This is a genomic window from Paenarthrobacter sp. 10L412, assembly GCF_056395565.1.
The window spans coordinates 438,954-463,251 of the sequence record NZ_JBFTJT010000006.1; the positions used below are offsets into that span (position 1 = coordinate 438,954).

Genomic DNA, 24,298 nt, shown 5'->3' on the forward strand with positions numbered 1-24,298 from the left:
GCCTGTCACTCCAATGGCCTGTGACTTCAGTGGCCCATGACGAAGCCGCCGTCCACCACGATCGTCTGGCCAGTGATGAAGCCTGCAGCATCGGACAGCAGGAACTGGACGACGCCGGATACGTCCTTGGGTTGTTGGTCCCTGGGCAGCACGCGGTTCTCTTCGTAGAGACGGTAACGGGAGGCCGGCACTGACTCGGTGGCTTCCACCCGGGTCAGCCCTGGGGCGACGGCGTTGACGCGGACTCCGGCTGGTCCCGCGTCGCGGGCCATTGTCCGGGTCATCGCCAGGACAGCCCCCTTTGATCCGACATAGTGGACCAGCCGTGGAGAGCCGTAGAGCGCTGCGTCTGATGCGATGTTGACAATGGAGCCAGCCTTGCTTTGGGCCAGCTGGGCGTAAAGGTGTTTGCTGACCAGCCAGGTCCCGTAGGCATTGATAGTCATCACCCTTTGGAAGAACTCTTCTTCCAGTTCCCAAAAGGCGTCGCCGCCTACGCCGTCGGCCAATGCCGCATTGTTGACCAGTGCATCAGCGCCGCCCAGCTGCTGGACCGCCGCGGCCAGATCCGCAACCGAGGTTTTGTCGGCGATGTCAGTGATGATCGCCGTCGCGTCTAAGCCCCGTCCGCGGAGTGTTGCGGCGGCATGCTCAGCGAGGTCTGCGTTCTTCTCGGCAATGACTATTCGGTCTCCACTGCTTGCCAATCGATCCGCGATGTCGAAGCCGAGTCCCCGCCCGGATCCCGTAACCACTACGAGGCGCGTCACTGGATGCCCTCCCAGAAAGCGAGGATGGCAGCGGACATCTCCATCGGCTTTTCCTGCACTGCGGCGTGCCCTGCACCGGGAATGATGCCCAGCGTGGCACCGGGGATGTTCTCTGCAAGGACCTTGGATTCCGCGACGCCAGTGATCACATCGTCCTGGCCCACCAAGACCAGCGCCGGGATCCGCAGCCGAGGAAGCAGGTCCGTGGTGTCGCACTGCGCCATCATGGTGGCGGCCGACGAAAAGCCGGACAAGCGGACGGCGGCCATGTCCGCCCGAACAGCTTCGGCCACCCAGGCCGGGGCGGACGGGGAGACCAGTCTTGCCGACCGTCGGGCCGCGAGTATTTCGGGACCGACGGCGGCCAGTTCCGGAACGCGGGCCAGCATGCGTTGCGCCGCGGTCTTGGTAATTCCCGAACCCCGGGTGCTGTCCGCCAGCACAATGGACCGCACTGCCTCCGGTGCTTGAGCGGCAATCCGGGTGGCGATTACGCCTCCCCACGATGTGCCGATCAGGTGGGCCGGACCCACATTCAGTGTGGCCAGGATCTCCAGCACCAAAGCAGGATGATCCAAGCCTTCCGCTGGCGCTGCCGATTCGCCGTAGCCGGGAGCATCCCAGCAAAACGTCTGGTATCCGCGGGCACTCAGCAACTGAGCCAGGGCACCACAGGATGATGCGGCTCCCCCGATGCCGTGCATGAGGAAGACCGGGATACCTTCCCCGCGAACAACGAGGGAGACCCCGTGGACAAACTTCCGGCGTTCGGTAAAGGTGTCAGTCGGGGCGGTGTCAGTGGATACTGTGTCGGTCGACGCGGTTTCCGTGGCGGTCGGTAGGGAGCTGCTACGCATGGGCTTTTTCTGTGGCAGGAGCTTCCAGCATGGAGAAGTAATCCTCACGTCCAGGGACCACCAGGGACCTGTACCCGTTATCCGGAACGCCGGCCATGGCGCTTCGGACGGCGGAAGTGGGCGGACCCGCGGTTCCCCATTGGTCGGAGAGTTCCGGTGTCCGCTCCCAGGTGCGGCACAGCCAACTGTCCTCATCCACTTGGGCTACTTCGGAGGTGTATTCGCAAACCAGGCCTGAAGGGTCTGTGAAATACGAGAACGTATTGTCGCCCGGACCGTGCCGGCCCGGCCCCCACTGAGGAGCGATGTTGTGCCGCTTCAAGTTGCCGATGCCGCGCATGAAGTGATCAATGCTCTGCATCTCGTAAGCCACGTGATTGACCGAGGTCCAGGGAGCCTGGTTGAACGCGATGGCATGGTGTTCGCTGTTGCACCGCAGGAAGGCCATCTGGTGCTCGGACCAATCTGAAATCCGCATCCCCAGCACCTGCGTATAGAAGGCCGTGGCGCGGTCAATATCCACGGTGTTGAGCACCACGTGGGCGATCTTGCGTGGAAGGGCCCGTCGGCCGGCTGGCTCTTGACTGACAACGGCGTGGACGTTGGCAGAAAGTTCCACCAACCTGCCTTCGGGATCCACCAGTTGAAGACCGTAACCGCCGGCAGCATCGTCCAAAGGACCCGGCTCACGGAAAAGCGGTATCCCCAAGGCGGTGAGTTTAGTAGCTGCGCGGTCAACGTCCTGCGGCGTGGCCAGGGCGAAGGAGACCCCGCCCAGGGCATTCTGCTCGCCCCTTTCCAGCCTCAGGATGTGATGCTCGGACCCGGTTCCGCGGAGCCAAAATTTGTCAGTGTCCTCCTCCACGGTGGAAAGGCCCCAGACTTCATGGTAGAAATCCTTGGCTGGCCGCGTATCGGGCACTTTCAGGGACACAGAACGCAGCGACCGCAGATTGCAGACAGGTTCTGCTGAGAAATAGTTCATGGGAATCAACCTTCAGTCGAGTGATGTTCGTACTAGAGATCCAAAATCAGTTCCCGGGACCGGCAACGTGAGACGCAGACAAACATTGATTTGTTCTCTGCCCGTTCGGCCGGGGAGAGCAGGAAATCGCGGTGCTCAACGTCCCCCTCGATGACCCCGGTTTCACAGGTTCCGCAGATGCCCTCTGCACATGAGCTGGGAACGTTGATGCCGGCGTCGTTCAGGGCATCCAGAACTGAAACATCGGCCCCAACGGCGATCCGCTGGCCAGTGCTCTGGCAGATGACGTCGAAACTTGTCTCGTCGAGTTCCTGTCCTGGCACGATGTCCGGTGCTTTGAACCGCTCAATCCTCAATCGCGATTCATCTGCCATGGCGCCAGCTACAGCCTGCATCAGAGACTCAGGGCCGCAGGCATACACCAGCGCTTCAGGCGGGAGCGAGCCGACTGCCTCCGAGAGATCCGCATAGTTGCCGTTGGCTTCGTCGGCAGCGTGGATGCTGATCCTATGCCGGGGCAGGTCTGAAATCTCTGACAGGAAGGCCATGGTGGATCGCGAACGCCCGGTATACAGCAGGGACCAGTCAGCTCCGACTGCTTCCAAGCGCCGCACCATGGAAATGATCGGGGTGATGCCGATGCCGCCAGCTACCAACGCATACCGTTCGGCGTGATCAAGCTCGAAGTTGTTGCGCGGGCCCTCAACCTTGATAAGCGTTCCCACCGGCAGTTCATCATGGATCAGCCTGCTGCCACCGCGGGAATCGGGGGTTCGCAGCACTGCCACAGTCCAACTGGTGGAGTCTTCCGGGTCCGAACACAAGGAGTATTCGCGAGTGAGTCCATTGGGCAGGTGCAGGCTTAGGTGGGCGCCGGGAAGCCACTGCGGGAGTGCCGCCCCGGCGGGATCAACAAACATCATCCGGATGACGCCGTCGGCTTCCCAGGTTTTCTGCTGCACTCTGAGCGTCAGCACCTTCGATTCGGCGGCAGCAGGGGTCACCGCCGCACGGTTCTGAATTTCCACACTCATTGGTCTTCATTTCCTCCGGTGCGCGATTGCTTCGATTTCCACCGTGGCTCCATACGGCAGGGCGGCCACCTCCACAAACGAACGCGCCGGGCGCGGCGATTCGAACAGCAGTTCGTAGTGGCTGTTGGCTTCGTCCCGCAGCGTCACGTCGGTGACGAAGTAGGTGGTTTTTACGACGTCCTCCAAGGACATCCCGACGGCTCCCAGTCGCTCTGAGAGCCTCGCGGCTGCGGCCACCAGCGCTTCGGAGCGACCGGGTACGGCAATACCGCTTTCATCCACCGACAATGCACCGGAGATAAAGCCGAATCCCGCGGCTACAAAAGCGGGGCTGTAGGGGTGAGCATTCATTGACGTACCTTTCGAACGCAAGATGGTGGTGGCCGGTCCAGCTAGTTGCCGGCCCATGGGATGGATGCACCCGAGAGGTCGATGTAGATGCTCTTCTGGTGCATATAGGATCGAATGCCGTCCCGGCCCTTTTCAGTGCCCAGACCGCTTTCCTTATGCCCGCTGAACGGGGTGGAGATACTGAACTGCTTGTAGGTGTTGACCCACACGGTCCCGGCCGAGACGGCTCGCGCTATTCTCCAGGCGAGGCGGTAGTCAGCGGTCCAGATGCCGCAAGCCAAGCCAAAAACGCTGTCGTTGGCTTGAAGGATGAGATCGGCTTCATCGTCAAACGGCAGGACCACGGCCACCGGACCAAAAATTTCCTCCTGGCAAATGAGGTCCGAGTTGCTCACGCCAGCAATGATGGTGGGCTCGTAGAACGCACCAGCCTGAAGCCGGGGGTCCTTGGGGGCAGTGCCACCGCAGAGGATCTGCGCACCAGCCAGCCGCGCGTCTTCAACCATCCCGGCAACGGCGTCACGGTGGGCATGGGCCACCAGCGGCCCTACCTGGGTGCTTGGGTCCGTTCCTGGTCCGATCCGAAGGGCTTCGGCACCCTTGACGAGTCTTTCGACGACGGCGTCATAGACCGATCGTTGGATGAAGACGCGCGAGCCGGCAATGCAGCTCTGACCGCTCGAAGAGAAGATGCCATAAAGCACGCCCGCCACGGCCTGGTCCAGGTCGGCATCAGCAAAAATAATGGTGGGCGATTTTCCGCCCAGCTCCAAGGTGATGGGCATGATCTTCTCGGCGGCGATATGGCCCAGTTGGCGCCCCGTGGAAGTGCCGCCCGTGAAGGAAATCTTGCCTACGTCAGGGTGTCGCGCGATCGCATCACCTACGACGCGGCCGGGGCCTGGAAGTACAGAGAGCAGACCTGCAGGTAGGCCCGCCTCCTCGCAAATCCGTGCCAACAGCAGCGAAACCCAAGGAGCCCAGACCGGCGGCTTCACCACGACGGCGTTCCCTGCAGCAAGTGCCGGAGCCACCTTTTGTGCGTCGCTGGCAATCGGCGAGTTCCAGGGCGTGATGGCACCCACGACTCCGATCGCTTCATAGGTGGACATGCTGAGGTAGTTCCCGCGAGGGGGCGTCAGTGCATCCTCCATGGTCTCCAGAGCGGACGCGGTGAAGCGGAAGGTGGCTGCGGCGCTCATGGCGAGCGCCCTGGTTTCCACGAGTGTCTTACCTGTGTCCAGCGTCTGCAGTTCGGCAATGCGATCAGCGTTGTTCTCGATGGCTGAGCTGATGCGGTGCAGGACAGCAGCGCGTTCGTGGGGGAGCTTCTTTGCCCATCCGGACTCTTCCACGGCTTTCAGGCCGGCAGCCACCGCGGCGTCCACATCCGCCGTCGTTGCTCCGTGGAGGGTGGCGAAAACCTCAGAGGTAGCGGGATTGACCGATTCGATCAGCGCACCGCTGCCTCGGGTCCAGACGCCGCCCACGTAGATCTCATCCCGCGTATCAGGAGCGCTGGCCATCTCGGCCACCATCTGGGCGTCCGCAGGGCTGGGCCGGGAAGTGTTTCCTACAAGGCTGTCCGTACTCATCTTCAGCTTCCGTTCATCTCTCTGTCATGCCCACGCCGTGAATTCATGTGAATTACGTCATAGGGAAAGAATATCAGTACTAAGATACTTCCTGTCAAGATACTTAGGTTCAAAGTTAATTTGCTGCTTGCAGGCTCCCAGCGTTTGGAGGACTGCTTCAACCGCAGTACGACGGCGGCTGGCCGGCTGGGAGCAGTTGATAACCTGCGCGCTCCAACACACCTTTGTGGATCGGTTCGCTGGTGTGCGCCAGGGGCAAACCAGAGGTCTGATTCTTGGCAGCGATAATCTCCGCCATGATGGAAACCGCCGTTTCATCGGGCGTGGAAGCGGAAAGGTCCAAGCCGATCGGCGAGCGGAGTGGTGCGAGCGACTGGTCGGTGTGGCCCAAACCCATTAGCCTCTCCCGGCGGTCAGCGGCAGTTCGACGTGACCCCATCGCGCCTATGTATGCGAAACCGTGCCTCAGGGCAACATCGAGGACTGGAACATCGAATTTGGCATCATGCGTCAACACACAGATAGCGGCATCAGGGGCAAGCTTTCCCAGAGCGATTTCTTTCTGCAGGTAGCGCGCCGGTTGATCGATCACGATCTCATGGGCTGAGGGAATTCGCTTGGCCGTCGCGAAGACAGCGCGCGCATCGCAAACAGTTACGTGCAAACCAAGGAAAGCCCCCAGTTGGGCCAACGACGCGGAGAAATCGATCGCCCCGAAGATGATCAGCCTGCGGGCCGGACGGTAAACATCGATCAGCAAGGACAGTGGCTTGTCAGTACCCGTGCCCGCCGGAAGAGTGACCGACGTCGTGATTCCGGAGGCTATGGCCTCCTGGACCGCATCCCCGGCGGCGCGGAGTGCATCGGGAGCAAGGACGGTATCTGCAAACAGCCCTTCGATTTCGGCATTGTGCAGGACCAGTTCGGAGCGACCCACCAGGCTAGGTACGCCGTCGAAGATGGTGACCATGGCGCAGGGCAGATTCTCATCCAAGGCCCTCAGCAGTGATGAAAAATCCGAGCAGGAGGCCGGATCGTAGGTTTGGATGAAAATCTCAACGCTCCCGCCGCAAGTCAGCCCGATGCCGAAACCGTCGTCGTCTGAAATGCCAAAACGGTGGAGCTCCGGGTCCCCACTGGCGAGGACTCCGGCTGCTGCTTCGATCACACTTGCCTCTACGCACCCACCCGAAACTGAGCCGACCGGCAATCCGTCTTCGGTGACCAGCATGGACGTTCCGACTGTTCGTGGTGCGGATCCTTCCGTGCGGACCACCGTAGCCAAGGCGACGCGTCGTTCACTCCGCCACGACGCCTCCAGTGCCCCCATCACCTCACGCATTGCTGTCAGCCTTGCCTTGGCGCGCACGCGCATGGAGGATGCCGTTGTAAACGCGTTCAGGCGTCATGGGCAACGACGTGAGCTGTGCCCCGGTGGCGTCAGCGATGGCTTGCGCAATTGCTGGAGCAATCGGAAGCATGCCACCCTCGCCCATCCCTTTGCTCCCAAAAGGTCCGGCGCCATGGCCCTGTTCCTGGGTGATGGAGGAAAAGCGCTGGGGAATGTCCTCAGCCAAAGGCACCCGATAGAGGAGAGCCTCGCCATTAAGCAGCTCACCGTCGTCGTACCGCAGTTCCTCGAAGAGTGCCTGAGCCAATCCGAAGACCGCGGCGCCCTCGTCCTGGCCGCGGCAGCCCAGCTTGTTCACCACTTTGCCGGCGTCGCCACTGACAACCAGCTGCAAAAGCTCCACCCGGCCGGTTTCCGGATCCACCTCCACTTCCGCAGCTGCCCAACCGATCTCCCAAAACATGCAGGGCGCTTCCAGGGGTGCGCTGCTGGAGGAACGGACCTTAAAGTAGCCATCCGCAGTGAACTCGAATCCTGTTCCGCCAAATCTGTCCATAATCAACGGCGGGAGCTCATAGGTGGTGCCTTCAGCGTCAACGATGTGCCAGTTATCCAGACGGATCGATTGGCGGTCCAATATCAGGTGTTCGGCAGCCATGTCCAACACGGAACACTTCACTCGCTCAGCAGCCTGAAGAACTGCATGACCCATGACCGCGATGCCCGAAGAGGCGTTGGTGCCTTGGTCGAAGGGGGTGTTGTCAGTGTCAATTGCGGCATACTTCACCCGGCCCGGATCGCAGGCCAGAGTCTCTGCCACAATCTGGCACAGGGCCGAATGACCTCCTTGACCCATTTCCACCAGGCCACAATTCAGGAAGACATCACCGTTGGTGGTCACCTTGACCCGGGCTTGGGCAGGCTTGTTGACGCCGCCACCATCTTTGATGCCGATGGCAACCCCCATGCCACGGTTACCTGAGCGCCGACGGTCGCGATAACCGATAGCGTCCGCCACCAGGTTCAGCCCATGCTTGAGATCCGAATCGATGGGAGTTTCTCCTGGAACGAACTCCTCGCCCAAATCCTTGGCGTTCTTGAGCCGAAGCTCCAGGGGATCGAAACCCAGCCGCTCGGCGATCAGATCCACTTGGCGCTCGCTGGCCCAGGTGGCCTGGGTTGCTCCGAAGCCACGGTAGGCGCCGGCAGGGACGGTGTTGGTGATCACCGCTTGGCAGACCGAATCTATCCGTTTCCAGCGGTAGGCTCCGGGCATCCGATACCCGGCTTTCTCCGCCACCAACGGACTGGCATCCGCATAAGCGCCACCGTTGAGCAGCACACGGGACTGGCGCGCCATGAACTCGCCGTCTGCCTTGAGCCCGGATTTAACCGTGAGGATGGCGTCATGCTGGCTCAGGGTCAGGAAGACTTCTTCTGTGCTCATGCAGTAGCGAACCGGCCGCCCAGCCGACAACTGTGAGAGCCGGATGGCGATCGCTTCCGTTTTTGGGCCGTTCTTGGCGCCAAAGCCGCCTCCCAAAAGTGGGACATTGACCCGGATGTCGTTTTCAGGCAGCCCAAACACCCTGGCCAGTTCCTTGCGCATTGGGGAAAGGGCTCTGGGTTGAGGTCCACACTTCGATTTCACTTGCTGTGGCCTCTGCAACGGTGGCAAATGGCTCCAGGTGCATGTGGTTCATCCGGGAGAAGGTAAAGGCGTCCTCGAAGATGTAGTCGCAATCTGCCCAGACACTCTCCTCTCCCGTTTCGTAGCGGAATTCGTAGCTGACGTTGTGCGCGGTGTGTGCCGCTCCCGAGGCGCCATCGCCGTACTCCGGATAGGCGGCGAAGGGCTGCTCGGGAAAAATGGCAGGTGCTGACGGATCCATTGCTGCTCGTGAATCAAAGACCGCCGGCAGCGGTTCGTACTCAACCCGAATCAAATCCAAGGCGGCAAAAGCGGTGCGTTCATCCACGGCAGCCACAGCAGCAACGACGTCGCCGACGTAGCGAACCGCGTCCGTGGCAACGATCGGCTGGTCTTTGACGTAGGTGCCATAGGAATGCAGCCCACGGATTTCCTCGCGGGTGACTACGGCAGTGACTCCTGCCAGGGAGCGGGCGGCCGAAGCATCCACGCTAAGAATCCGGGCGTGCGCGTGTGGGCTTCGCAGAACCTTCGCGTGAAGCATCCCGGGCTTCTGGATGTCCACTGTGTAGAGGGCGCGGCCGGTGACCTTGGCGGTGCTGTCCAGGCGTGGGCGGTCGCGTCCGACGATGGGCGCGTGCGGAGTGAAAGGAATCACGATCCCGGTCATTCGGATGCCTGATCCTGCTGCTTGGCCCCAGCCAGTTCTGCGGCGCGCTCCACGGATTCCAGGATCATCTCGTAGCCTGTGCACCGACAGGTGTTCGAACTTATCCAGTCCCGGATCTCTTCCCTGTTCGGTTGCGGATTTTGCCGCAGCAGCCCTGTGGTCAACATCAGCATGCCGGAGGTGCAGAAGCCGCATTGGAAGCCGCCACATTCGCTGAATGCCTGCTGCTGGGCGCTCAAAGTGCCGTCTTGGGCAGCCAAGCCCTCAACCGTTTCAACACGCGCACCCTCAATGTCGAACGCAAACGTGGAACAGGCAGCTACAGGCAGGTCATCAACCAAAACAGTGCAGGCACCGCAGACACTACGCTCACACGAGGCACGGACCCCTTGCTTGCCGCAGCTGTTGCGCAGCAAATCCAAGACCGTAGCACTAGTGGGGACACAATGCCGTTCCGGGCTTCCGTTCAGCTCAAATTCAACGTTGTGGGTGAATGTTTCCTGGCCTGATTCCGGTGATTCAAGGCTCATGGCTGGCTATCCTTTCCTTTGGTTACCGGTTGCTTGAGCAAGAAGGCGGCGGCAGAGAACGCCCACCAGGTGCCGCCGGTAGTCGATGGACCCCGCGTAGTCGCCCGCCTCGTCCGGAAGCTGAGCCGCCAGGACCTCACCCACAAAGACCGGGTCAAGCTCAGTGATGTCAGTTGCCTCGGCAGTATGCGACAGCACAAAAGGCTGCCGATACTCACTCCCACAGACGGCCGAGACGGTAAGGCCGGCCACAGTGTTCTTTTGCACCGCGAGGGACACGGTGCTGAGCGGGCGCATTGACCGTTCGTAACCGAACCACAGCAGGGACGCAGTATCGATGGTGACGGCGGTCAGGATACCTGCGTTGCCAAGGTGCTGATCCCAGAGTGATGAAACCGGCAGGGCTGCAAGGTCTCCACCTTGAAACTGCATCTGTGCACCCAGTGCGGACAGAATGACAGGCATTTCGTAGCGATATCGACAGGCAAGGAGATTGCCGCCGAGCGTGCCGCGATAGCGAATTCGAACTGTGGCAATTGATTCCCAGGCTGCAGCCAGGGCCGGGACGGCTGACAGGATTTCGGGGCTTCTGCTGCCTTCACTGTGGCTGACCAAGGAACCAATGCGCAGAGTCCCGGCATCATTCGATATTTCACGCAATTCCTTGATTCGCTGAACGGAAATCAGAACCTCCGGCTCCAATCCCTCGCGAAATTGGGCCACCAGATCCGAACAACCCGCCGCAATCACAGCTTCTGGATGTTGCCGGGTAAGTGCCAGAGCCTCTCCCAGCGAAGTAGGCCGATGCAAAATAAATGGTGGAAGGGCGGACTGGCTCTGGGCTATCAGCCCCGCCCCTAATTTCTGGCCTCGCATTGGTCAGCCTTCTTTCGCTTTGGCCCGGCTTTTGTCACGGCACCTTGCCGTGACAAAACGTGACTTCCATATCAGCTGGCCGGGCGGCCCCAACAGGCCGCCCGGCACGGCCCCAACAACCTCTACGCCGGGCGGTCGCCCTTCAGCGTGACCCGGTGCATCAACCTGTAATGCGGGTGGTAGTCCCCCACCGCATAGTGCTGGGTGGATCGGTTGTCCCAGATCACCAGGGAGTTCGGCTCCCAACGGAAACGAACCTGGTATTCCGGGGTTCTGGCGAGGTCGGTGAGCATGTTGCGCAGCGAGTCCCCCAGCTGGGTGGAGATGCCCGTAAGCCGGGTGGTGAACAACGCGTTGACGTACACCAGCTTGCGGCCGGTTTCGGGATGCTTACGCACTACAGGGTGGGTCATGGGTGGATATTTACGGCGGGTCTCCTCGTAGCGCGCCTCACCATCGGGACCCTGGCGGACAACGCCGGTCAGTTCCTTTTCCCAGTCGTGCACTCCCTCCAGACCGTCAATGACGCTTTTCACGTTCTCCGGCAGGGCGTCATACGCGGCGGTCATACTCGCCCAGAGCGTGTCGCCGCCGCACGGGGGTATTTGCTGGGCGTGTAGGCAAGTAGCCGAATTCGGCGTTGCCTGCCAGGTCAAGTCAGAGTGCCAGACGTCGGTCCCAGCAGCCCGGCCACGTGACTCCAGCACCTCAATGTGCGGATATTCGGGGAGCGAGGGGAAAAACGCACTTACTTCCTGGGGGTCGCCAAACACCTTGGCGAATTTGATCTGATCATCCGGGGTAATGCGCTGATCGCGGAGAAACAGTACTTGGTACTCCAGGAAAGCTTCCCGTAGTTCCTCCCGGCATTCGGGGGTGATCTCTTCTCGTAGATCCAGTCCATGGATATACGCCCCAATGGTGGGTGTTGCCTGTTCCAGCGTGAATGTCTTGAACTGTTGATCGTTGCCGCTCATGGTAGTTCCTTCCTTTGTTGGCGTGTGATACTGCGCCCGTCTCTGTCATCGGTGACTGATCCAGACGAGCTGTTCCTGTTGGGAAATGCTTGCGTCAACTCACTCCGAGTACGTAGGTGTGGCGACTTCATCAATTCCCGTCGCAGCGCTGGCTTTGCGGGCTCGCGATGCCTTGTTTTGGATGACCCGTCCAAGCGAAAGAGCGCAAATGATTGACACGGTTCCGGCGACGAAGACGTAAAGCGATGTTGAGACAGACGCATTTGTCGCAGCAAACAACGCACCGGCAATAAGGGGTGCAATGGCGCTGCCGAAGAGATTGCCGAGCGTAGTAGCCAAGGACAGTCCGCTATAACGCACCTTTGCGTCAAAGGCGGTGGAGAAGTATGCCGGCGTCAGAGCCCATGGGATGTATACGGCTACCGTTGCCGCAAAGTAGCACACTGCGATGAGGCCATAGGTGCCCCCGTCCAACGCAAAATACAACGGGAAGGCAACGATGACGATGAGCGCAAGACCCCACAGGTACACCCGCTGTCCGCCGAATTTGTCTGACAGGGCACCGGCGAGCGGCGTAACCACGAAGCCAATAGCAGAAGTTACGATCACCAGGACCAACATCGACGTCGAATCCAGCTCGCCTGACTTCCCGGCGTAGACAAAGTTGTACACGGTGATCAGATAGAAGAAGATGCCCGGTGCAAGGCTGGCGCCAGCCACAAGGAACACTTGTTTGGGGTGTGTCCGGAGTACTTCGACTACAGGTAGACGCACAACACCGTGGTCAGCCTTGACTCGATTAAACTCCGGACTCTCCGCGACCTTCATGCGAATAACCAGGCCAGTGATAACCAGTACGGCACTGAGGAGGAACGGAACCCGCCACCCCCAGGCCATGAACAGGTCTTCGGACATCGACTCCAGGGGTATGTACAACGTCATGGCCAGGATCAGCCCGACTGCAACGCCTGCCTGCGGCCAGCTACCGAAATAGCCCCGACGACCCTTGGGGGAATGTTCGGTAGCCATCAGCACTGCACCACCCCACTCGCCGCCGAGTGCGAACCCTTGAGTCAGCCGCAGCACCACAAGTAGAACGGGGGCGAACACACCTATCGCGTCATAGGTTGGCAACAGCCCGATCGCTACGGTGGCGATGCCCATGATCAGGATGGTGAGGACCATCATTGGCTTTCGGCCCGCTCTGTCACCGAAGTGACCGAAGACGATGGCCCCAATAGGACGGGCGACGAAGCCGGCTGCGAAAGTAGAGAACGCAAGCAGGGTCCCGGTTGTGGGGTCGAAGCCAGGGAAGAAGAGCTGGTTGAAAACGAGCACCGCCGCGGTGCTGTAGATAAAGAAGTCGTACCACTCGATAGTCGTGCCGATGAGGCTCGCGAAGGCGACCTTCCTCGGAGAACTCGCGCCCGATGGTTGTGCGACCACTGCACTCATATTGTGCCTCCAGGTAATTTTGCGAACAGTCGGCCCCGCTGTGCGTGGACCGTGGTGATCAGGGCTGCCTAAGGCACCTGTCTCAGAATGAGCTTTGAAGTGATGCAGATTACTTCAGTAGTAATTATCTTATTACTGAGATGCTTTGTGCGCAAGATCTCATTTTTGATGGATCGATGCGGCCGTGGGTGCCATCAGGCCCCTTGCAATCTGTTCGAGAATCTCCTGGATCCCTCGGATGTCCCGAAGGAATGGAGTGCGGACAACGCTGCTGATCACATGCAGGGCCGCTTTCACCCGTGTCCTGACCACCTCTTGATCGACTCCCGGGTAAACGTCCTCCACCAGCGAGGCCAGATCGGTGACGTAGTCGCCCTGCGCCTCCATCAAGTTCTGCAAGTCCCGCTCGGGAAGGTGTGGACGTTCGGACACGGCCAATTGCAGGAATTCCGGGCTGCCCAACGAGAACGAAATGTACGAGGAAATGGTGCGCTGGAGTGCCTCAGCTGCATCAGCGGCTTCAGAGAGAGCGCGCCACATGTCCATCCACCGCACTTCTTTGGCACGATGCAGTGCTGCGGCAAGCATTTCAGCCTTGCTGTCGAAGTGGCGGTAAATGCTGGGACCTGCGACTCCAACTTCGGCACCGATGTCGTCAAGACTCACGGCTTCAAACCCAAACGCGGCGAACTGTCGGATTGAGGCAGCCAGCAGTGCCTCACGGCGGCTACGGGGCATGGCAATCGACGCGCGCCGGTGATTCGCCGACACTTCAATCGGGGGCAAGGGCATGACGAGTACTGTGCGGGCGAGCGTGGCCAACTCGAATTCTTCATCCACCCGCGAGAGCCGGTTAGGGTTCAACGAAACGCTGATCATCACAGCAAACATGGCCCAAGCCCTCAGGTCGGCCTCGGAAGTGGGCACTGCATCACTGCCGGACTGCAGTTTGCTGCTGATGGCGAACTTGATGCCGCTGGCAATATCGAAGCGGATGGCAGGCGGGAGATGGCGGGATTCACGCTCCCACAGCACGCCGTTTTCCCGGTGCTCCAGAAGTGCCCGCCCCAGAGCCGTGATCAACTGTTCGAGGTCGCCGTCGGGTGTCTGGATAATGCTATCCAAAAAGGGCTGGAGGCTGGCCACCACTGCCTCGCGAAGCAGCTCGCCCTTGCTCGGGAAATGTCGGTAAAGGGCGGATGGCTGAACCGCCATGGCTTTAGCCACATCGGTCATGCTGACTTGCGCGTATCCCTTCTGCGCGAAGAGGTCACCCGCCGCAGCAAGTATGAGCGCTCGCCGGTTCCTCGGCCTGGTGCCGCGCTCCGGGGCGGTGGAGGACTTATTCATGTTCTTAAGATTAGTCAGATTCACTTATTGCGCAATAGCCCGCGGCGTGCCAAAGTTTAAGAACAACCTTCGAAACACTGCCCTTCACTTACTGATTGGCCAGTTGCCGCAAGATAGCAGTGCCTCACCCTAGCGGGAAACGTGATGGTTCCCCGCATATGCGAGCACCGGCCGGAGCATCCCGGCGGCCGATGCGTATTCACTTACGGGACGCCAACTGTGTGTTAGACCCAGAGAAAATCGGCCCTGGGCCCAGAGAAACACTTCCCGTAACCCAGAGCACCGTCCCTAACCAATGCACCGTCCCGTGACAAAGGAGTCCCACATGAAACGACGTGCAATAGTCGCTGTTGCTGCACTTTGCAGCTTCGCAGCCCTGACTGGCTGCAGCACCGGGAATGACGCCCCCAATGCCTACGCCGTTAAGACGGACATTCCGACGGCAGCAGCGATGGATCCCGCAATTCTCGACGCCGCCGTCAAGGAAGGCTCGCTGCTGGTTTACGGCGAGGCGAATGAGGCCTCCATGAAGCCGGTCCTGACTGCTTTCCAAAACCAGTATCCGGATATCAAGACCAGCTACATCAGCCTGGGTGGAACCGAAAGCTTCCAGCGGTACCTCAACGAGAAGGCCACTGGGGGAAAGACCGCGGACGTCATCGTCAGCCTCCAAGGCGCGAACTTCCTGGATCTGGTCAAGCGTGGTGACATCCAGGACTTCACACCACCCGCCGCCGCGCCGCTGCCGGCCTTCGCGAAACTCGCCCCCGGGGTCTTCGCCATGGAACTGAACCCGGTCATGGCACTGATTAACACCACCCTCCTGCCAGAATCGGAACAACCCGATTCCCTTGAAGCACTCGCCAAGATGTCCAGTGACCCTAAACTCACAGGGAAGATCGTCACGTATGACGGCACTACGGAGTTTGGCTACACGGTTAATCACGCCTACATAGCCAAGGCGGGAGAGGCCGGATGGAAAGTCCTGGAGCAACTCGGACAAAACACCAAGGTCGAAGCCAGTGCAGGGCCCATGTACAACAAACTCCTGCAGGGCGAGTACACCATGTCCTATTTCCAGTCCGGCGCGACCCGGCCACTCATCACAGGCGCTGCCGCGAAAGTGCTGAACTATAAGTTCTTCGCAGACGGAACACCCTTCATGCCCCGCGGTGCCGGAGCGACCACCGGAGGCAAGTCACCCAACGCGGCCAAAGTGTTTGTGAATTTCCTGATTGACAAGGCGGGCCAAACGGCCGGTTGCGCCGGCGGGTTCGCACCCTACCTGGACGGGGTGGACTGCCCGGTGAACCTGGCCAAGGTAACTGCGCAGTTGGGTGCGGAGAACATCAACATTGCCAAGTGGGATGAGGCCCTGGTGAACGATGCACCGGCCTTCAAAAATCGCTGGAAAGAAGCATTCGGGCGATGAGCAGCTCCACACTTACCCACCCCAAAAACCCGTCACCGCCGCCCGGTACAGGCAACCTCAAGCGGGCATGGCTGCCGGAGAAAGTCATCCACTACGGTGTCTGGATCCTCGCAGTCCTGCTGATCCTCGGCCCGATCGTGCCGATCCTCTGGTCATCAATCTGGTCCACGCCGCTATACGAGAGCGACGGCAGCGCCACCCTGGACAACTTCCAAAAACTGGCGACTGATCCCCTCTGGTGGTCCGCTGTCGCCAACAGCCTGCAGTTCGCACTTTTCGCCACCCTCGGCTCTGTTGTGGTTGGAACCACGGTGGCCTTGCTGGTAGCCCGCACCGACCTCCCGTTGCGGAGGATCTATTCAGCCTTGATTGTCCTGCCCTTGGTCCTGCCTGGGCTGGTGCTCATCGTTGGGTGGCAGTCGATGTGGTCAAAGAACGGATATGCCACCCATTTGCTTGAAGAGTACTCGCCGTTCACTGTTCCCTTTGACCTCTACAGTGTTGCGGGAATGGTGGTCATGGGTACGGTCCTTGGCTCGCCGGTGGTCTACCTTTTTGCCCGCGGGACGCTGTCCTCAGGCGATTCGACACTCGAGGAAGCCGCACGCTGCGCTGGCGCCAGTCCACTCCGCGCCTTGCTCTCGGTGACTCTGCCGTTGCTGCGCCCGGCATTGCTGAACTCCGGATTGTTGGTCTTCGCGTTGGCGCTGGAAACACTGGGGATCCCCCTCATCCTTGGTACTTCAAAGAACATCAACATGATGTCCACCTACCTGTACAGGCAGTGGACCGGAAGCGCCGACGCCGGTGGAGGAGTTCTGCCCGCTGGCGCCGTCATGTTGTTGCTCGCCGTCACTCTGCTGCTGTTGCTGCGCAATCGCCTGGCCGGCGACCTCGCCCGCTTTACTACGACCGGCGGAAAGTCATCCAGACCGGCGAACGTTGTTAAATTGGGCCCCCTCGGCTGGCTGCTCTCCGCTGTCATAGGAGTTGTTCTGGGCTGTGCAACCCTGGTGCCGCTCAGCGGGGTGGTTCTCGCCTCTGTCACCGCTCTTCTGACGCCGGCCATCAACCCGTTCAGCGTTCTGACACTGGACAACTTCTCAGCGATCTTAACCAACCCGCTCTACACCGGAGCGATCGGCAACAGCTTGTTGATTGCCACAGTTGGCGCCGCCATTGCCACCGCTTGCATCGCGGTCATCGCATTGGTTGCCCACCGTTCCAACTTTCGGTTCCGCGGATCCTTGGAGCACATCGTGCTGTATCCGCGGGCCGTCCCGGGCTTGATCACCGGCATGGCCTTCTTCTGGACGTTTGCCATCCTGGACCGCTCCGGAACCTTCAGAGCTACACTTTGGGCGGTCGGAATCGCCTTCGGGGTCCGCGCACTCGCCATGGGCTATGCCGCGTTCTATCCATCGCTTGCCGCGCTGGGTGCGGACCTGGACCGCGCCGCACGCTCGGCCGGGGCGGACTGGTGGACGGCGATGCGCACCATCATTCTCAGCCTGCTGAGGCCTGCCATGGGCATCTCATTCGTCCTGTTGTTTGTAGCCATGCTCAATGAGGCCGACGCCGCAGTTTTCCTGGTAACCCCCGAGACCCAGGTCTTGGGACTGGCAATGCTTCAAATTGCAGCAAATGGCCTCGGCGGCACCGTCGCCGCCCTCGGAGTCATCCAACTCGTCATCACCGCAGCTGTCCTGGGCGCAGGACGCATTCTGTTTGGAGTTCGCCCTCATGCCTGATCTGGTCATTACCAATCTCACCAAGAAGTTTGGCCGTCTGACGGTCCTGGACAACGTGTCGGTGACCGCTTCCGACGGGCAAATCCTGACGTTGCTTGGCCCAAGCGGCTGCGGCAAGTCCACAACACTCTGGTCCATCGCAGGACTCCTCAAGCCCGACGGCGGCAGCATTGTTGTGGGCGAGCAAACCTTGTTCAACCATGACTCCTCCGCCTTCCTTCCGCCGGAGCGCCGTGATTGCGGGGTTGTTTTCCAGTCATATGCTGTGTGGCCGCACATGAAGGTCCGCGACAACGTGGGCTATCCACTGCGGCTTCGACGCTACAAGTCCGAGGCACTCCGCCGACGTGTGGACGAAGTGCTTGAGCTGGTTGACCTTTCCGATCAGGCAGACCGCTATCCACATCAGCTCTCCGGTGGCCAGCAGCAACGAGTGGCGCTGGCGCGCGCGTTGGCATTCCCTCCGCGACTGCTGCTCCTGGACGAGCCGTTTTCCAATCTTGATGCCAAGCTGCGCGAACGTACGCGCGATTGGTTGCTTCAGTTACAACGAAAGATTGGCGTAACCACGGTTTTTGTAACCCACGATCAAGACGAAGCCCTGGCAATGAGCGACAAGATTGCGGTCATGTCAGCCGGAGCCGTGCGCCAAATTGGTACGCCGGAGCAGATCTACAACGATCCCGCCGATCTCTTCGTTGCTGACTTCGTTGGCACCAGCAACTTGCTGGAGGGGACAGTCATTGGCCGCTCAAAGGGGATCCTGACGATCAAGATCGACGGGTTGGACCAAGCGATCCACGTACCATCCTCAATTGCTTCCGACGGCGTCGTGGTTGCCGTTCGTCCTGAAGCGCTGGCGTTGTTGCCTGATGATGCGTCCTCGGACGGCTACGAGATGACTGTCAACGGACCCGTCCTTGAGCGGTCCTATCATGGCCATCACTTCCGCTACACGGTGGGCGTCGGCGAGCAGGCCCTGGTGGTCGAAACCCGCGAGCGCACGGATTCCTCCCATGTACGTGTGGGCATTCCACGGGACGGCTACAAGTTGTTCCAACCCCGGACTGCTACGGCACCCAAGGCCGAACATTGATTCCGGTCGGGTCCAGCCACCCCATCAGGATCGATCTGTTCAGCGACACTATTACCCGGCCAACGGAGGCCATGCGGCAGGCCATGGCAAACGCCGAGGTTGGGGATGAACAAAAGGGTGAAGACCCCTCCACCAACGAACTGATTGCCCTGACGCGGGAGCTTCTGGGCAAGGAGGAAGCGGTTTTCCTGCCATCAGGAACGATGTGCAACCAGATTGCCTATGCACTGCACTGCCGGCCCGGCGATGCGATTCTTGTTGATGACAGCGCCCATTCGCTGCGCCATGAGGAAACCGGGGCGCCCGCCTTGGCCGGAGCTATCTACAGGCCCATCAAGGCAGATCGTGGCGTTTTCTCTGTTGCCCAGCTTGAAGCGGCGCTCCGCCCGGAGGGAAGGTCATCGGCCCGGAATGCGGTGCTCTCCATTGAACAGCCATCCAACCTCGGAGGTGGCACGTGCTGGTCGCTGGAGGGCATCACATCAGTGACGAAGGTGGCGCGGGCTCATCGGATCAAAACCCACATGGATGGCGCCCGTCTGCTCAATGCGGTGGTGTCCACCGGCGTATCCGCCCACGATTTTTGTGCCCCGTTTGACTCAGTCTGGCTGGACCTCAGCAAAGGCCTGGGCGCTCCCATGGGAGCAGTGCTGGCCGGAGACGCTGAATTCATCAATGAAGCATGGCGTCTCAAGCAACGCTGGGGCGGTTCCATGCGTCAATCAGGCATCGTGGCAGCAGCGGGTACGTATGCCCTCCGCAACAACGTGGACAGACTCGCAGATGACCATGGGAATGCCCGCCTGCTGGCTGAACTGCTTGCCGTCAACCCGCATATATCGATCGATCCGCTAACAGTCCAGACAAATATTGTCCTTTTTGACCTGGTCGACTTCCCCGTCACCGCGGCAGTGCTGGTGGATCGCCTGCTGCAGGAGAGCGGGATCCGAATGGGCGCTTTTGGCCCGTCCACAATTCGTGCCGTCACCCATCTGGACGTCGACACGGAAGACGTACGCCTCGCCGCTGACGCGCTCAGGGAATTGCTGGACGAAACCTACTCGATGCACCTAAGCACAAGGAGCAACTAAATGACCATCACCTTCGATGTGACGGACCGTCCCGTACCGTACAGCGTCAGCCGCGCAGCCAGGACAGGCGACGACGTCACAGTGCTGCTCAATGCACGTGTTGTCGATCCCGAGTCGGGCACGTCGGGTTCCCTCAGCGATGTGTGGCTCCAGGCAGGGCAGATCTCCCGTATTGTTCCTGCCGGCAGTGAACCGGGCACGGGCAGCGTCCTGGATCTCAAGGGCAAATTTGTGGCTCCCGGATTGATGGATGCCCATGTTCACCTGGCCTTCGATGGTGGTGATGACCCGAAGGGAACCTATCAGCGCAGCAGCGATGACGAGATCGTTGCGCAGGTTGTTGCGAATGCGCGGATTGCGCTTCGTGCCGGGATAACCACGGTGCGGGACTGCGGGACACCCAGGCACCTGCTTGCTCCCATGAGGGCAGCCCTGGGTATGGTGTCCGACGTCGCCACCGTGGTTCATTGCGGTGCGCCGATCTGCCGCGTGGGCGGGCATGGACACGACATGGGCGGAGAGGTACGCACCCGTCACGACGTCGAGGCGATCATCGCCGAACAGCACGCGGCCGGCGCCACCTGGATCAAGGTCATGGCCAGCGGCGGCGGCTTTACTCCCGGAACCAGTCCGAGCGTCTTTGAATTCGACCCCACGCTGCTCCGTGAAGCAGTGGTCATCGCCGGCTCGTACGGCATGAGGACTGCAGCCCATGCCCATGCCAGTTCCTCGATGGCCGCATGTATAGAGGCAGGCGTGCACTCGTTGGAACACGCCTCCATGCTAGGGCCGGATGAGCAGTGTGCGCCCGATCGCGAGCTGTTGCGCAGGGCGGCCGATGCCGGGATCCACATTGTGCCGACCGTCGTCGTAGCGGACATCGTCTCCCGGCAATTGCGGGAGGGTCACCAAGTCCTGTCCAACCCGCAGGATCGCAATGTAGTGGCGCGATTGGAATCGCGGTTCACAAACGTGACCGAGTTCCTCCACTCCGGCGTGTCGATCGTGGCAGGAACGGACGCAGGCCCTGCGCACGTCACCTTTGATCTCATTGCCCGCGAGTTGGAACGCTATGTCGACGCCGGACTGGCAGCACAGCATGCACTGCAGTCTGCAACGTGTGAAGCCGCCGACATGCTCGGGTTGGAGGCGCAAGCGGGTCGCATCCGGCCCGGCCTGTGGGCCGACCTCATCGTCACGGCGGCGGACCCCATGCAGGACATCAGCACTCTCGCAACGCCGCTTGGAGTCCTCAAGCGCGGACTACTGATCACACAGTAGCCACCCGACACTGACCAACCAACACTCTCCCTAAGGCATGCAATGAACCTGATCCATGTCAGCGATAACCTGGAGGCGAAGACCGCCTCGACCTTCGAAGACCACCCCCAACTGGACGCACTTGCTGCGATCGAACGCCGCGTTCTGTGGCTTGCGACATCCATGATCCACCACGCAAACAAGGTGCGGCCGAACCCATCCGGCATCAAGGTGGGCGGGCACCAGGCCTCGAGTGCCTCCATTGCCACGATCATGACCTCGCTCTGGTTCGGGCAGCTTCGCGCCGAGGACCGCGTCTCGGTGAAGCCCCACGCCTCGCCGGTGCTCCACAGCATCAACTATCTGCTGGGTAGCTTGGACGAAAAGTACCTCGCAACGCTGCGCGAGTTCGGCGGGCTGCAGAGCTACCCCAGCCGCGCAAAGGACCCGGATCCCGTTGACTATTCCACGGGCTCCGTCGGCATCGGGGCCACCGCGCCAATCTGGGGTGCCATTTCGCGGCGATATATCGAGACCGTGAGCGGCACGCCGAACCGTGGGCGCCAGTACTCGCTCGTCGGCGACGCTGAATTGGACGAGGGCGCCATCTGGGAGGCCGTGCTGGACTCGAACGTTGCGGATCTTGGTGAGATCGTCTGGATCGTGGACCTGAACAGGCAGTCCCTTGACCGGGTGGTGCCAAACATTGCCGCGGGCAAGATCGAGCGTCTCTTCGAGGCTGCTGGCTGGCAGGTCATCACCGTGCGCTTCGGGCATCTCCTGGAGAGCCTCATGGCCAGGACAGGAGGCGACGCGCTCCGGAAGCGCATTGTTGAGATGTCCAACCCCGAATACCAGCGGCTGCTGCGCTGCTCGGCCGAAGAGCTACGCCGCAGGCTCCCTGGTGAGGGCGCAGGGGGTGCGGCCATCGCGGAACTTATTGCCGGCGTCGAGGACCAGACGCTGACCCAGGCCATCAGAAACCTGGGCGGGCACGATCTTGCCGCGTTGCGCGAGGCCTACTCCCGGATCGATGACACGCGTCCCACGGTCATCATTGCTTACACCGTCAAGGGCAACGGACTGCCCACCGAGGGCCATCCGCAAAACCACTCCTCGCTGCTTACCGTCGATCAATACCGCCAACTGGCAGACACAATGGGCGAAGACCCAGACTCACCATGGACGCGGTTCGATCCCGTAAGCACCGAGGGGCAGCTGGTACGGACCACAGCGGAAACCCTGCGGCGCACGGTTGAACCTGCGGTTGCCCCGCCCGCAGTACCGGCAGATTTCGGCAGAACGCCCTCGGGAACAGGCACCACACAGGCAGCCCTGGGCCGCACTTTGCTGGACGTCACCCGTGCGGCGCCCGCCGTCGCCCGTCGATTGGTGACGGTCAGCCCGGACGTGAGTTCCAGCACCAACCTCGCCGGTTGGCTGAACAAGGTGGGCGTGTGGTCAGTGGAAGAGCGCCCCGACTGGTTCAGCGACGACACCGAGACCGTGATGCACTGGCGTGAAAAGCCCACTGGCCAGCACATCGAACTCGGCATAGCCGAGGTCAATCTTGTCAGCCTCCTCGGCGAGCTCGGCGCAACGTGGAGCCGCTGGGGCCAGCCGCTGTTCCCGATCGGCGTGCTCTATGACCCGTTCGTCGAGCGAGCCTTGGAACCATGGTCCTACGGCATCTACGCCGGCGGTCAGTCAATCCTGGTAGGTACGCCGTCGGGCGTCACGCTTGCTCCCGAAGGCGGTGCTCACCAGTCCATCAAGACGCCGTCCATCGGCCTGGAACAGCCCGGCTGCACCAGCTACGAACCAGCCTTCGCCATCGACGTCGAGTGGACGCTGCTCGCCTCCATGTCCCAACTCGGGAGACCGGGCGGCAAATCCGCCTACCTGCGGCTCTCCACAAAACCCATCGACCAACAACTGGCTGCCGTCCCGGAAGATCCAGCCGCGCGTGAGCGTCGCCGTCGCCAAGTGGTCGCTGGCGGCTACATGCTCCGGACGGCCGCAAGACCGTTCGCGACGATCGTTGCCATGGGGGCCATGGTCCCGGAGGCACTTGCAGCCTCCGAGCGACTCGCCGCCCAAGGCACCCCCGTGGACGTCATATGCGTCACGAGCCCAGGCCTGCTCTACGACGCCCTGCAAGGCCGCAATGGGCAGAACCCGGAGGCACCGTCCTGGATCCTGGACCAAATCCTGCCGTCAGGGCGCGCCGTCCCCATGGTCACCGTGCTCGACGGCCACCCCCACACGCTCGCGTTCCTCGCCGGTGTGCATCAAGTCAAAAGCCGCAACCTCGGCGTAGACACCTTCGGCCAGGCGGGCGGCCTCGAGGACGTCTACCGTTACCACGGGATCGACACCGACAGCATCGTCCGCGCTGTCCTGGATTTGGTCCAATGACAGGGGCTCGGGATCACCCCTTGAAAACCGGCGCCCGCTTCTCCTGGAAAGCCCGGAAGCCCTCGGCGTAATCCTCGGTCTTGCAGAGGCGGGCCTGCTCAGTGTTTTCCTCGGCCATGGACGCCCAGAGGCCAAGTCGCTGATCGCGGATGTGGGCCACGAGTTCCTTGGAGGCGTTGAAGGCCACGGTGGCACCAGTAGCCACCCGCTCGACGATGGCCCGGGTCATGGCAAGCAAAGCATCATCGGGCATCGCACGGCTGAACATTCCCCGTTCAACGGCCTCGGAGCCAGAGATCAGATCGGCTGTGTAGATCAGGTCCAACGTGCGATGCATGCCCAGACGCTCAGTGAAGTACCAGTGCCCGCCGGAATCCAGGGTGGCGCCCAGTTTGGCGAAAGGTGAACCAAATTTGGCATTCTCCCCCACGTACACCACGTCCGTGGCCAACAGCAGTCCGAGACCGACACCCAGGCAGGCACCGTGCGCAGCAGCAAAAGTGGGTGCGGGGAATGTGGCCATCTTCTTCAGGAGCGGTTCCACCAGCCCGCCGAGATACGCCTGCGCGTCATCGGTTTCGGGGGTAACGCCGGCAATGTCGCGGCCGGCGCAGAAGGCTCGCCCCTCTCCGCGAAGCAGCAGCGCCCGCACCTCACCGCGCGAGGCGGCGGCAGCGGCGTCGTCGTACGCCTTGTCCAGTTCGGCAAGCGCGTCCTCGTTGAGCGAGTTCAGCCTTTCGGGGGCATTGAGGACAATTTCGGCAATGCTGTTGGCAATGGAGAGCTCGATCATGGGGA

General features: G+C 61.1%; 21 protein-coding genes. 6 read left to right on the forward strand and 15 right to left on the reverse strand.

Going from position 1 to position 24,298, the window contains the following annotated elements; all coding sequences use genetic code 11:
• Window positions 1-26: 26 nt before the first annotated feature.
• The 14 genes from AC1DD7_RS10070 to AC1DD7_RS10135 all read right to left on the reverse strand — a co-directional run bounded on the left by AC1DD7_RS10070 (window position 27) and on the right by AC1DD7_RS10135 (window position 14,452).
• The gene (locus AC1DD7_RS10070; protein WP_477514840.1) at window positions 27-770 is read right to left on the reverse strand and encodes an SDR family oxidoreductase; all 744 of its coding nucleotides are present in this window, start codon (window positions 768-770) and stop codon (window positions 27-29) included.
• Window positions 767-1,627 (reverse strand): alpha/beta fold hydrolase, encoded by an 861-nt coding sequence (locus tag AC1DD7_RS10075; protein WP_477514841.1) that lies wholly within the window; start codon window positions 1,625-1,627, stop codon window positions 767-769. Before AC1DD7_RS10075 ends, AC1DD7_RS10070 begins: the two co-directional genes overlap by 4 nt.
• Window positions 1,620-2,612, reverse strand: a complete 993-nt coding sequence (locus tag AC1DD7_RS10080) for a VOC family protein (protein WP_477514842.1) — start codon at window positions 2,610-2,612, stop codon at window positions 1,620-1,622. Before AC1DD7_RS10080 ends, AC1DD7_RS10075 begins: the two co-directional genes overlap by 8 nt.
• A 32-nt stretch (window positions 2,613-2,644) precedes the next feature.
• Window positions 2,645-3,646 carry a PDR/VanB family oxidoreductase gene (locus AC1DD7_RS10085; protein WP_477514843.1) on the reverse strand — a complete coding sequence of 334 codons (1,002 nt, stop codon included), beginning with the start codon at window positions 3,644-3,646 and terminating at the stop codon, window positions 2,645-2,647.
• 6 nt (window positions 3,647-3,652) lie between these two features.
• On the reverse strand, window positions 3,653-3,997 hold the full coding sequence (locus AC1DD7_RS10090) for a RidA family protein (RefSeq protein ID WP_477514844.1): 345 nt from the start codon (window positions 3,995-3,997) through the stop codon (window positions 3,653-3,655).
• A gap of 41 nt (window positions 3,998-4,038) precedes the next feature.
• A complete protein-coding gene (locus AC1DD7_RS10095; protein ID WP_477514845.1) occupies window positions 4,039-5,592 on the reverse strand; it encodes an aldehyde dehydrogenase in 1,554 nt (517 codons plus the stop codon).
• Window positions 5,593-5,749: 157 nt separating this feature from the next.
• Window positions 5,750-6,934 carry an XdhC family protein gene (locus AC1DD7_RS10100; protein WP_477514846.1) on the reverse strand — a complete coding sequence of 395 codons (1,185 nt, stop codon included), beginning with the start codon at window positions 6,932-6,934 and terminating at the stop codon, window positions 5,750-5,752.
• Window positions 6,927-8,552, reverse strand: a complete 1,626-nt coding sequence (locus tag AC1DD7_RS10105) for a xanthine dehydrogenase family protein molybdopterin-binding subunit (RefSeq protein WP_477514847.1) — start codon at window positions 8,550-8,552, stop codon at window positions 6,927-6,929. The genes AC1DD7_RS10100 and AC1DD7_RS10105 overlap by 8 nt, the downstream gene beginning before the upstream one ends.
• A complete protein-coding gene (locus AC1DD7_RS10110) occupies window positions 8,515-9,264 on the reverse strand; it encodes a xanthine dehydrogenase family protein molybdopterin-binding subunit (protein WP_477514848.1) in 750 nt (249 codons plus the stop codon). Before AC1DD7_RS10110 ends, AC1DD7_RS10105 begins: the two co-directional genes overlap by 38 nt.
• Window positions 9,261-9,794, reverse strand: coding sequence for a (2Fe-2S)-binding protein (locus tag AC1DD7_RS10115; RefSeq protein WP_477514849.1), 534 nt, complete (start codon window positions 9,792-9,794; stop codon window positions 9,261-9,263). Before AC1DD7_RS10115 ends, AC1DD7_RS10110 begins: the two co-directional genes overlap by 4 nt.
• Before the next feature lie 6 nt (window positions 9,795-9,800).
• On the reverse strand, window positions 9,801-10,670 hold the full coding sequence (locus tag AC1DD7_RS10120; RefSeq protein WP_477514850.1) for an FAD binding domain-containing protein: 870 nt from the start codon (window positions 10,668-10,670) through the stop codon (window positions 9,801-9,803).
• 122 nt (window positions 10,671-10,792) lie between these two features.
• Complete coding sequence (locus AC1DD7_RS10125; protein WP_477514851.1) at window positions 10,793-11,647, reverse strand: TauD/TfdA dioxygenase family protein; 855 nt, start codon at window positions 11,645-11,647, stop codon at window positions 10,793-10,795.
• A 99-nt stretch (window positions 11,648-11,746) separates the two neighbouring features.
• Complete coding sequence (locus AC1DD7_RS10130; protein WP_442003554.1) at window positions 11,747-13,102, reverse strand: MFS transporter; 1,356 nt, start codon at window positions 13,100-13,102, stop codon at window positions 11,747-11,749.
• A 159-nt stretch (window positions 13,103-13,261) separates the two neighbouring features.
• Window positions 13,262-14,452, reverse strand: a complete 1,191-nt coding sequence (locus AC1DD7_RS10135) for a TetR/AcrR family transcriptional regulator (protein WP_477514852.1) — start codon at window positions 14,450-14,452, stop codon at window positions 13,262-13,264.
• 325 nt (window positions 14,453-14,777) lie between these two features.
• Here AC1DD7_RS10135 and AC1DD7_RS10140 point away from each other — a divergent pair, with 325 nt between their 5' ends.
• The 6 genes from AC1DD7_RS10140 to AC1DD7_RS10165 are packed head-to-tail and all read left to right on the forward strand — an operon-like array spanning window position 14,778 to window position 23,500.
• A complete protein-coding gene (locus AC1DD7_RS10140) occupies window positions 14,778-15,884 on the forward strand; it encodes an ABC transporter substrate-binding protein (RefSeq protein WP_477514853.1) in 1,107 nt (368 codons plus the stop codon).
• The gene (locus AC1DD7_RS10145) at window positions 15,881-17,635 is read left to right on the forward strand and encodes an ABC transporter permease (protein ID WP_477514854.1); all 1,755 of its coding nucleotides are present in this window, start codon (window positions 15,881-15,883) and stop codon (window positions 17,633-17,635) included. Before AC1DD7_RS10140 ends, AC1DD7_RS10145 begins: the two co-directional genes overlap by 4 nt.
• The gene (locus tag AC1DD7_RS10150) at window positions 17,628-18,731 is read left to right on the forward strand and encodes an ABC transporter ATP-binding protein (protein WP_477514855.1); all 1,104 of its coding nucleotides are present in this window, start codon (window positions 17,628-17,630) and stop codon (window positions 18,729-18,731) included. Before AC1DD7_RS10145 ends, AC1DD7_RS10150 begins: the two co-directional genes overlap by 8 nt.
• On the forward strand, window positions 18,728-19,822 hold the full coding sequence (locus tag AC1DD7_RS10155) for a threonine aldolase family protein (protein WP_477514856.1): 1,095 nt from the start codon (window positions 18,728-18,730) through the stop codon (window positions 19,820-19,822). Before AC1DD7_RS10150 ends, AC1DD7_RS10155 begins: the two co-directional genes overlap by 4 nt.
• On the forward strand, window positions 19,823-21,103 hold the full coding sequence (locus tag AC1DD7_RS10160) for an amidohydrolase family protein (protein WP_477514857.1): 1,281 nt from the start codon (window positions 19,823-19,825) through the stop codon (window positions 21,101-21,103). It begins immediately after the preceding gene.
• A gap of 42 nt (window positions 21,104-21,145) precedes the next feature.
• On the forward strand, window positions 21,146-23,500 hold the full coding sequence (locus AC1DD7_RS10165) for a transketolase-like TK C-terminal-containing protein (protein ID WP_477514858.1): 2,355 nt from the start codon (window positions 21,146-21,148) through the stop codon (window positions 23,498-23,500).
• A 13-nt stretch (window positions 23,501-23,513) separates the two neighbouring features.
• Here the strand turns inward: AC1DD7_RS10165 and AC1DD7_RS10170 are convergent, their stop codons facing one another.
• Entirely contained in the window at window positions 23,514-24,293 is a 780-nt protein-coding gene (locus AC1DD7_RS10170) for an enoyl-CoA hydratase/isomerase family protein (protein ID WP_477514859.1), read from the reverse strand.
• Window positions 24,294-24,298 lie beyond the last annotated feature (5 nt).

Coding starts and splice junctions, on each gene's coding strand:
- AC1DD7_RS10090 (WP_477514844.1), bottom strand. CDS start 3,997: ATGAATGCTCACCCCTACAGCCCCGCTTTTGTAGCCGCGGGATTCGGC.
- AC1DD7_RS10115 (WP_477514849.1), bottom strand. CDS start 9,794: ATGAGCCTTGAATCACCGGAATCAGGCCAGGAAACATTCACCCACAAC.
- AC1DD7_RS10120 (WP_477514850.1), bottom strand. CDS start 10,670: ATGCGAGGCCAGAAATTAGGGGCGGGGCTGATAGCCCAGAGCCAGTCC.
- AC1DD7_RS10095 (WP_477514845.1), bottom strand. CDS start 5,592: ATGAGTACGGACAGCCTTGTAGGAAACACTTCCCGGCCCAGCCCTGCG.
- AC1DD7_RS10125 (WP_477514851.1), bottom strand. CDS start 11,647: ATGAGCGGCAACGATCAACAGTTCAAGACATTCACGCTGGAACAGGCA.
- AC1DD7_RS10105 (WP_477514847.1), bottom strand. CDS start 8,552: ATGCGCAAGGAACTGGCCAGGGTGTTTGGGCTGCCTGAAAACGACATC.
- AC1DD7_RS10170 (WP_477514859.1), bottom strand. CDS start 24,293: ATGATCGAGCTCTCCATTGCCAACAGCATTGCCGAAATTGTCCTCAAT.
- AC1DD7_RS10110 (WP_477514848.1), bottom strand. CDS start 9,264: ATGACCGGGATCGTGATTCCTTTCACTCCGCACGCGCCCATCGTCGGA.
- AC1DD7_RS10080 (WP_477514842.1), bottom strand. CDS start 2,612: ATGAACTATTTCTCAGCAGAACCTGTCTGCAATCTGCGGTCGCTGCGT.
- AC1DD7_RS10140 (WP_477514853.1), top strand. CDS start 14,778: ATGAAACGACGTGCAATAGTCGCTGTTGCTGCACTTTGCAGCTTCGCA.
- AC1DD7_RS10160 (WP_477514857.1), top strand. CDS start 19,823: ATGACCATCACCTTCGATGTGACGGACCGTCCCGTACCGTACAGCGTC.
- AC1DD7_RS10085 (WP_477514843.1), bottom strand. CDS start 3,646: ATGAGTGTGGAAATTCAGAACCGTGCGGCGGTGACCCCTGCTGCCGCC.
- AC1DD7_RS10100 (WP_477514846.1), bottom strand. CDS start 6,934: ATGCGTGAGGTGATGGGGGCACTGGAGGCGTCGTGGCGGAGTGAACGA.
- AC1DD7_RS10075 (WP_477514841.1), bottom strand. CDS start 1,627: ATGCGTAGCAGCTCCCTACCGACCGCCACGGAAACCGCGTCGACCGAC.
- AC1DD7_RS10150 (WP_477514855.1), top strand. CDS start 17,628: ATGCCTGATCTGGTCATTACCAATCTCACCAAGAAGTTTGGCCGTCTG.
- AC1DD7_RS10145 (WP_477514854.1), top strand. CDS start 15,881: ATGAGCAGCTCCACACTTACCCACCCCAAAAACCCGTCACCGCCGCCC.
- AC1DD7_RS10165 (WP_477514858.1), top strand. CDS start 21,146: ATGAACCTGATCCATGTCAGCGATAACCTGGAGGCGAAGACCGCCTCG.
- AC1DD7_RS10135 (WP_477514852.1), bottom strand. CDS start 14,452: ATGAATAAGTCCTCCACCGCCCCGGAGCGCGGCACCAGGCCGAGGAAC.
- AC1DD7_RS10130 (WP_442003554.1), bottom strand. CDS start 13,102: ATGAGTGCAGTGGTCGCACAACCATCGGGCGCGAGTTCTCCGAGGAAG.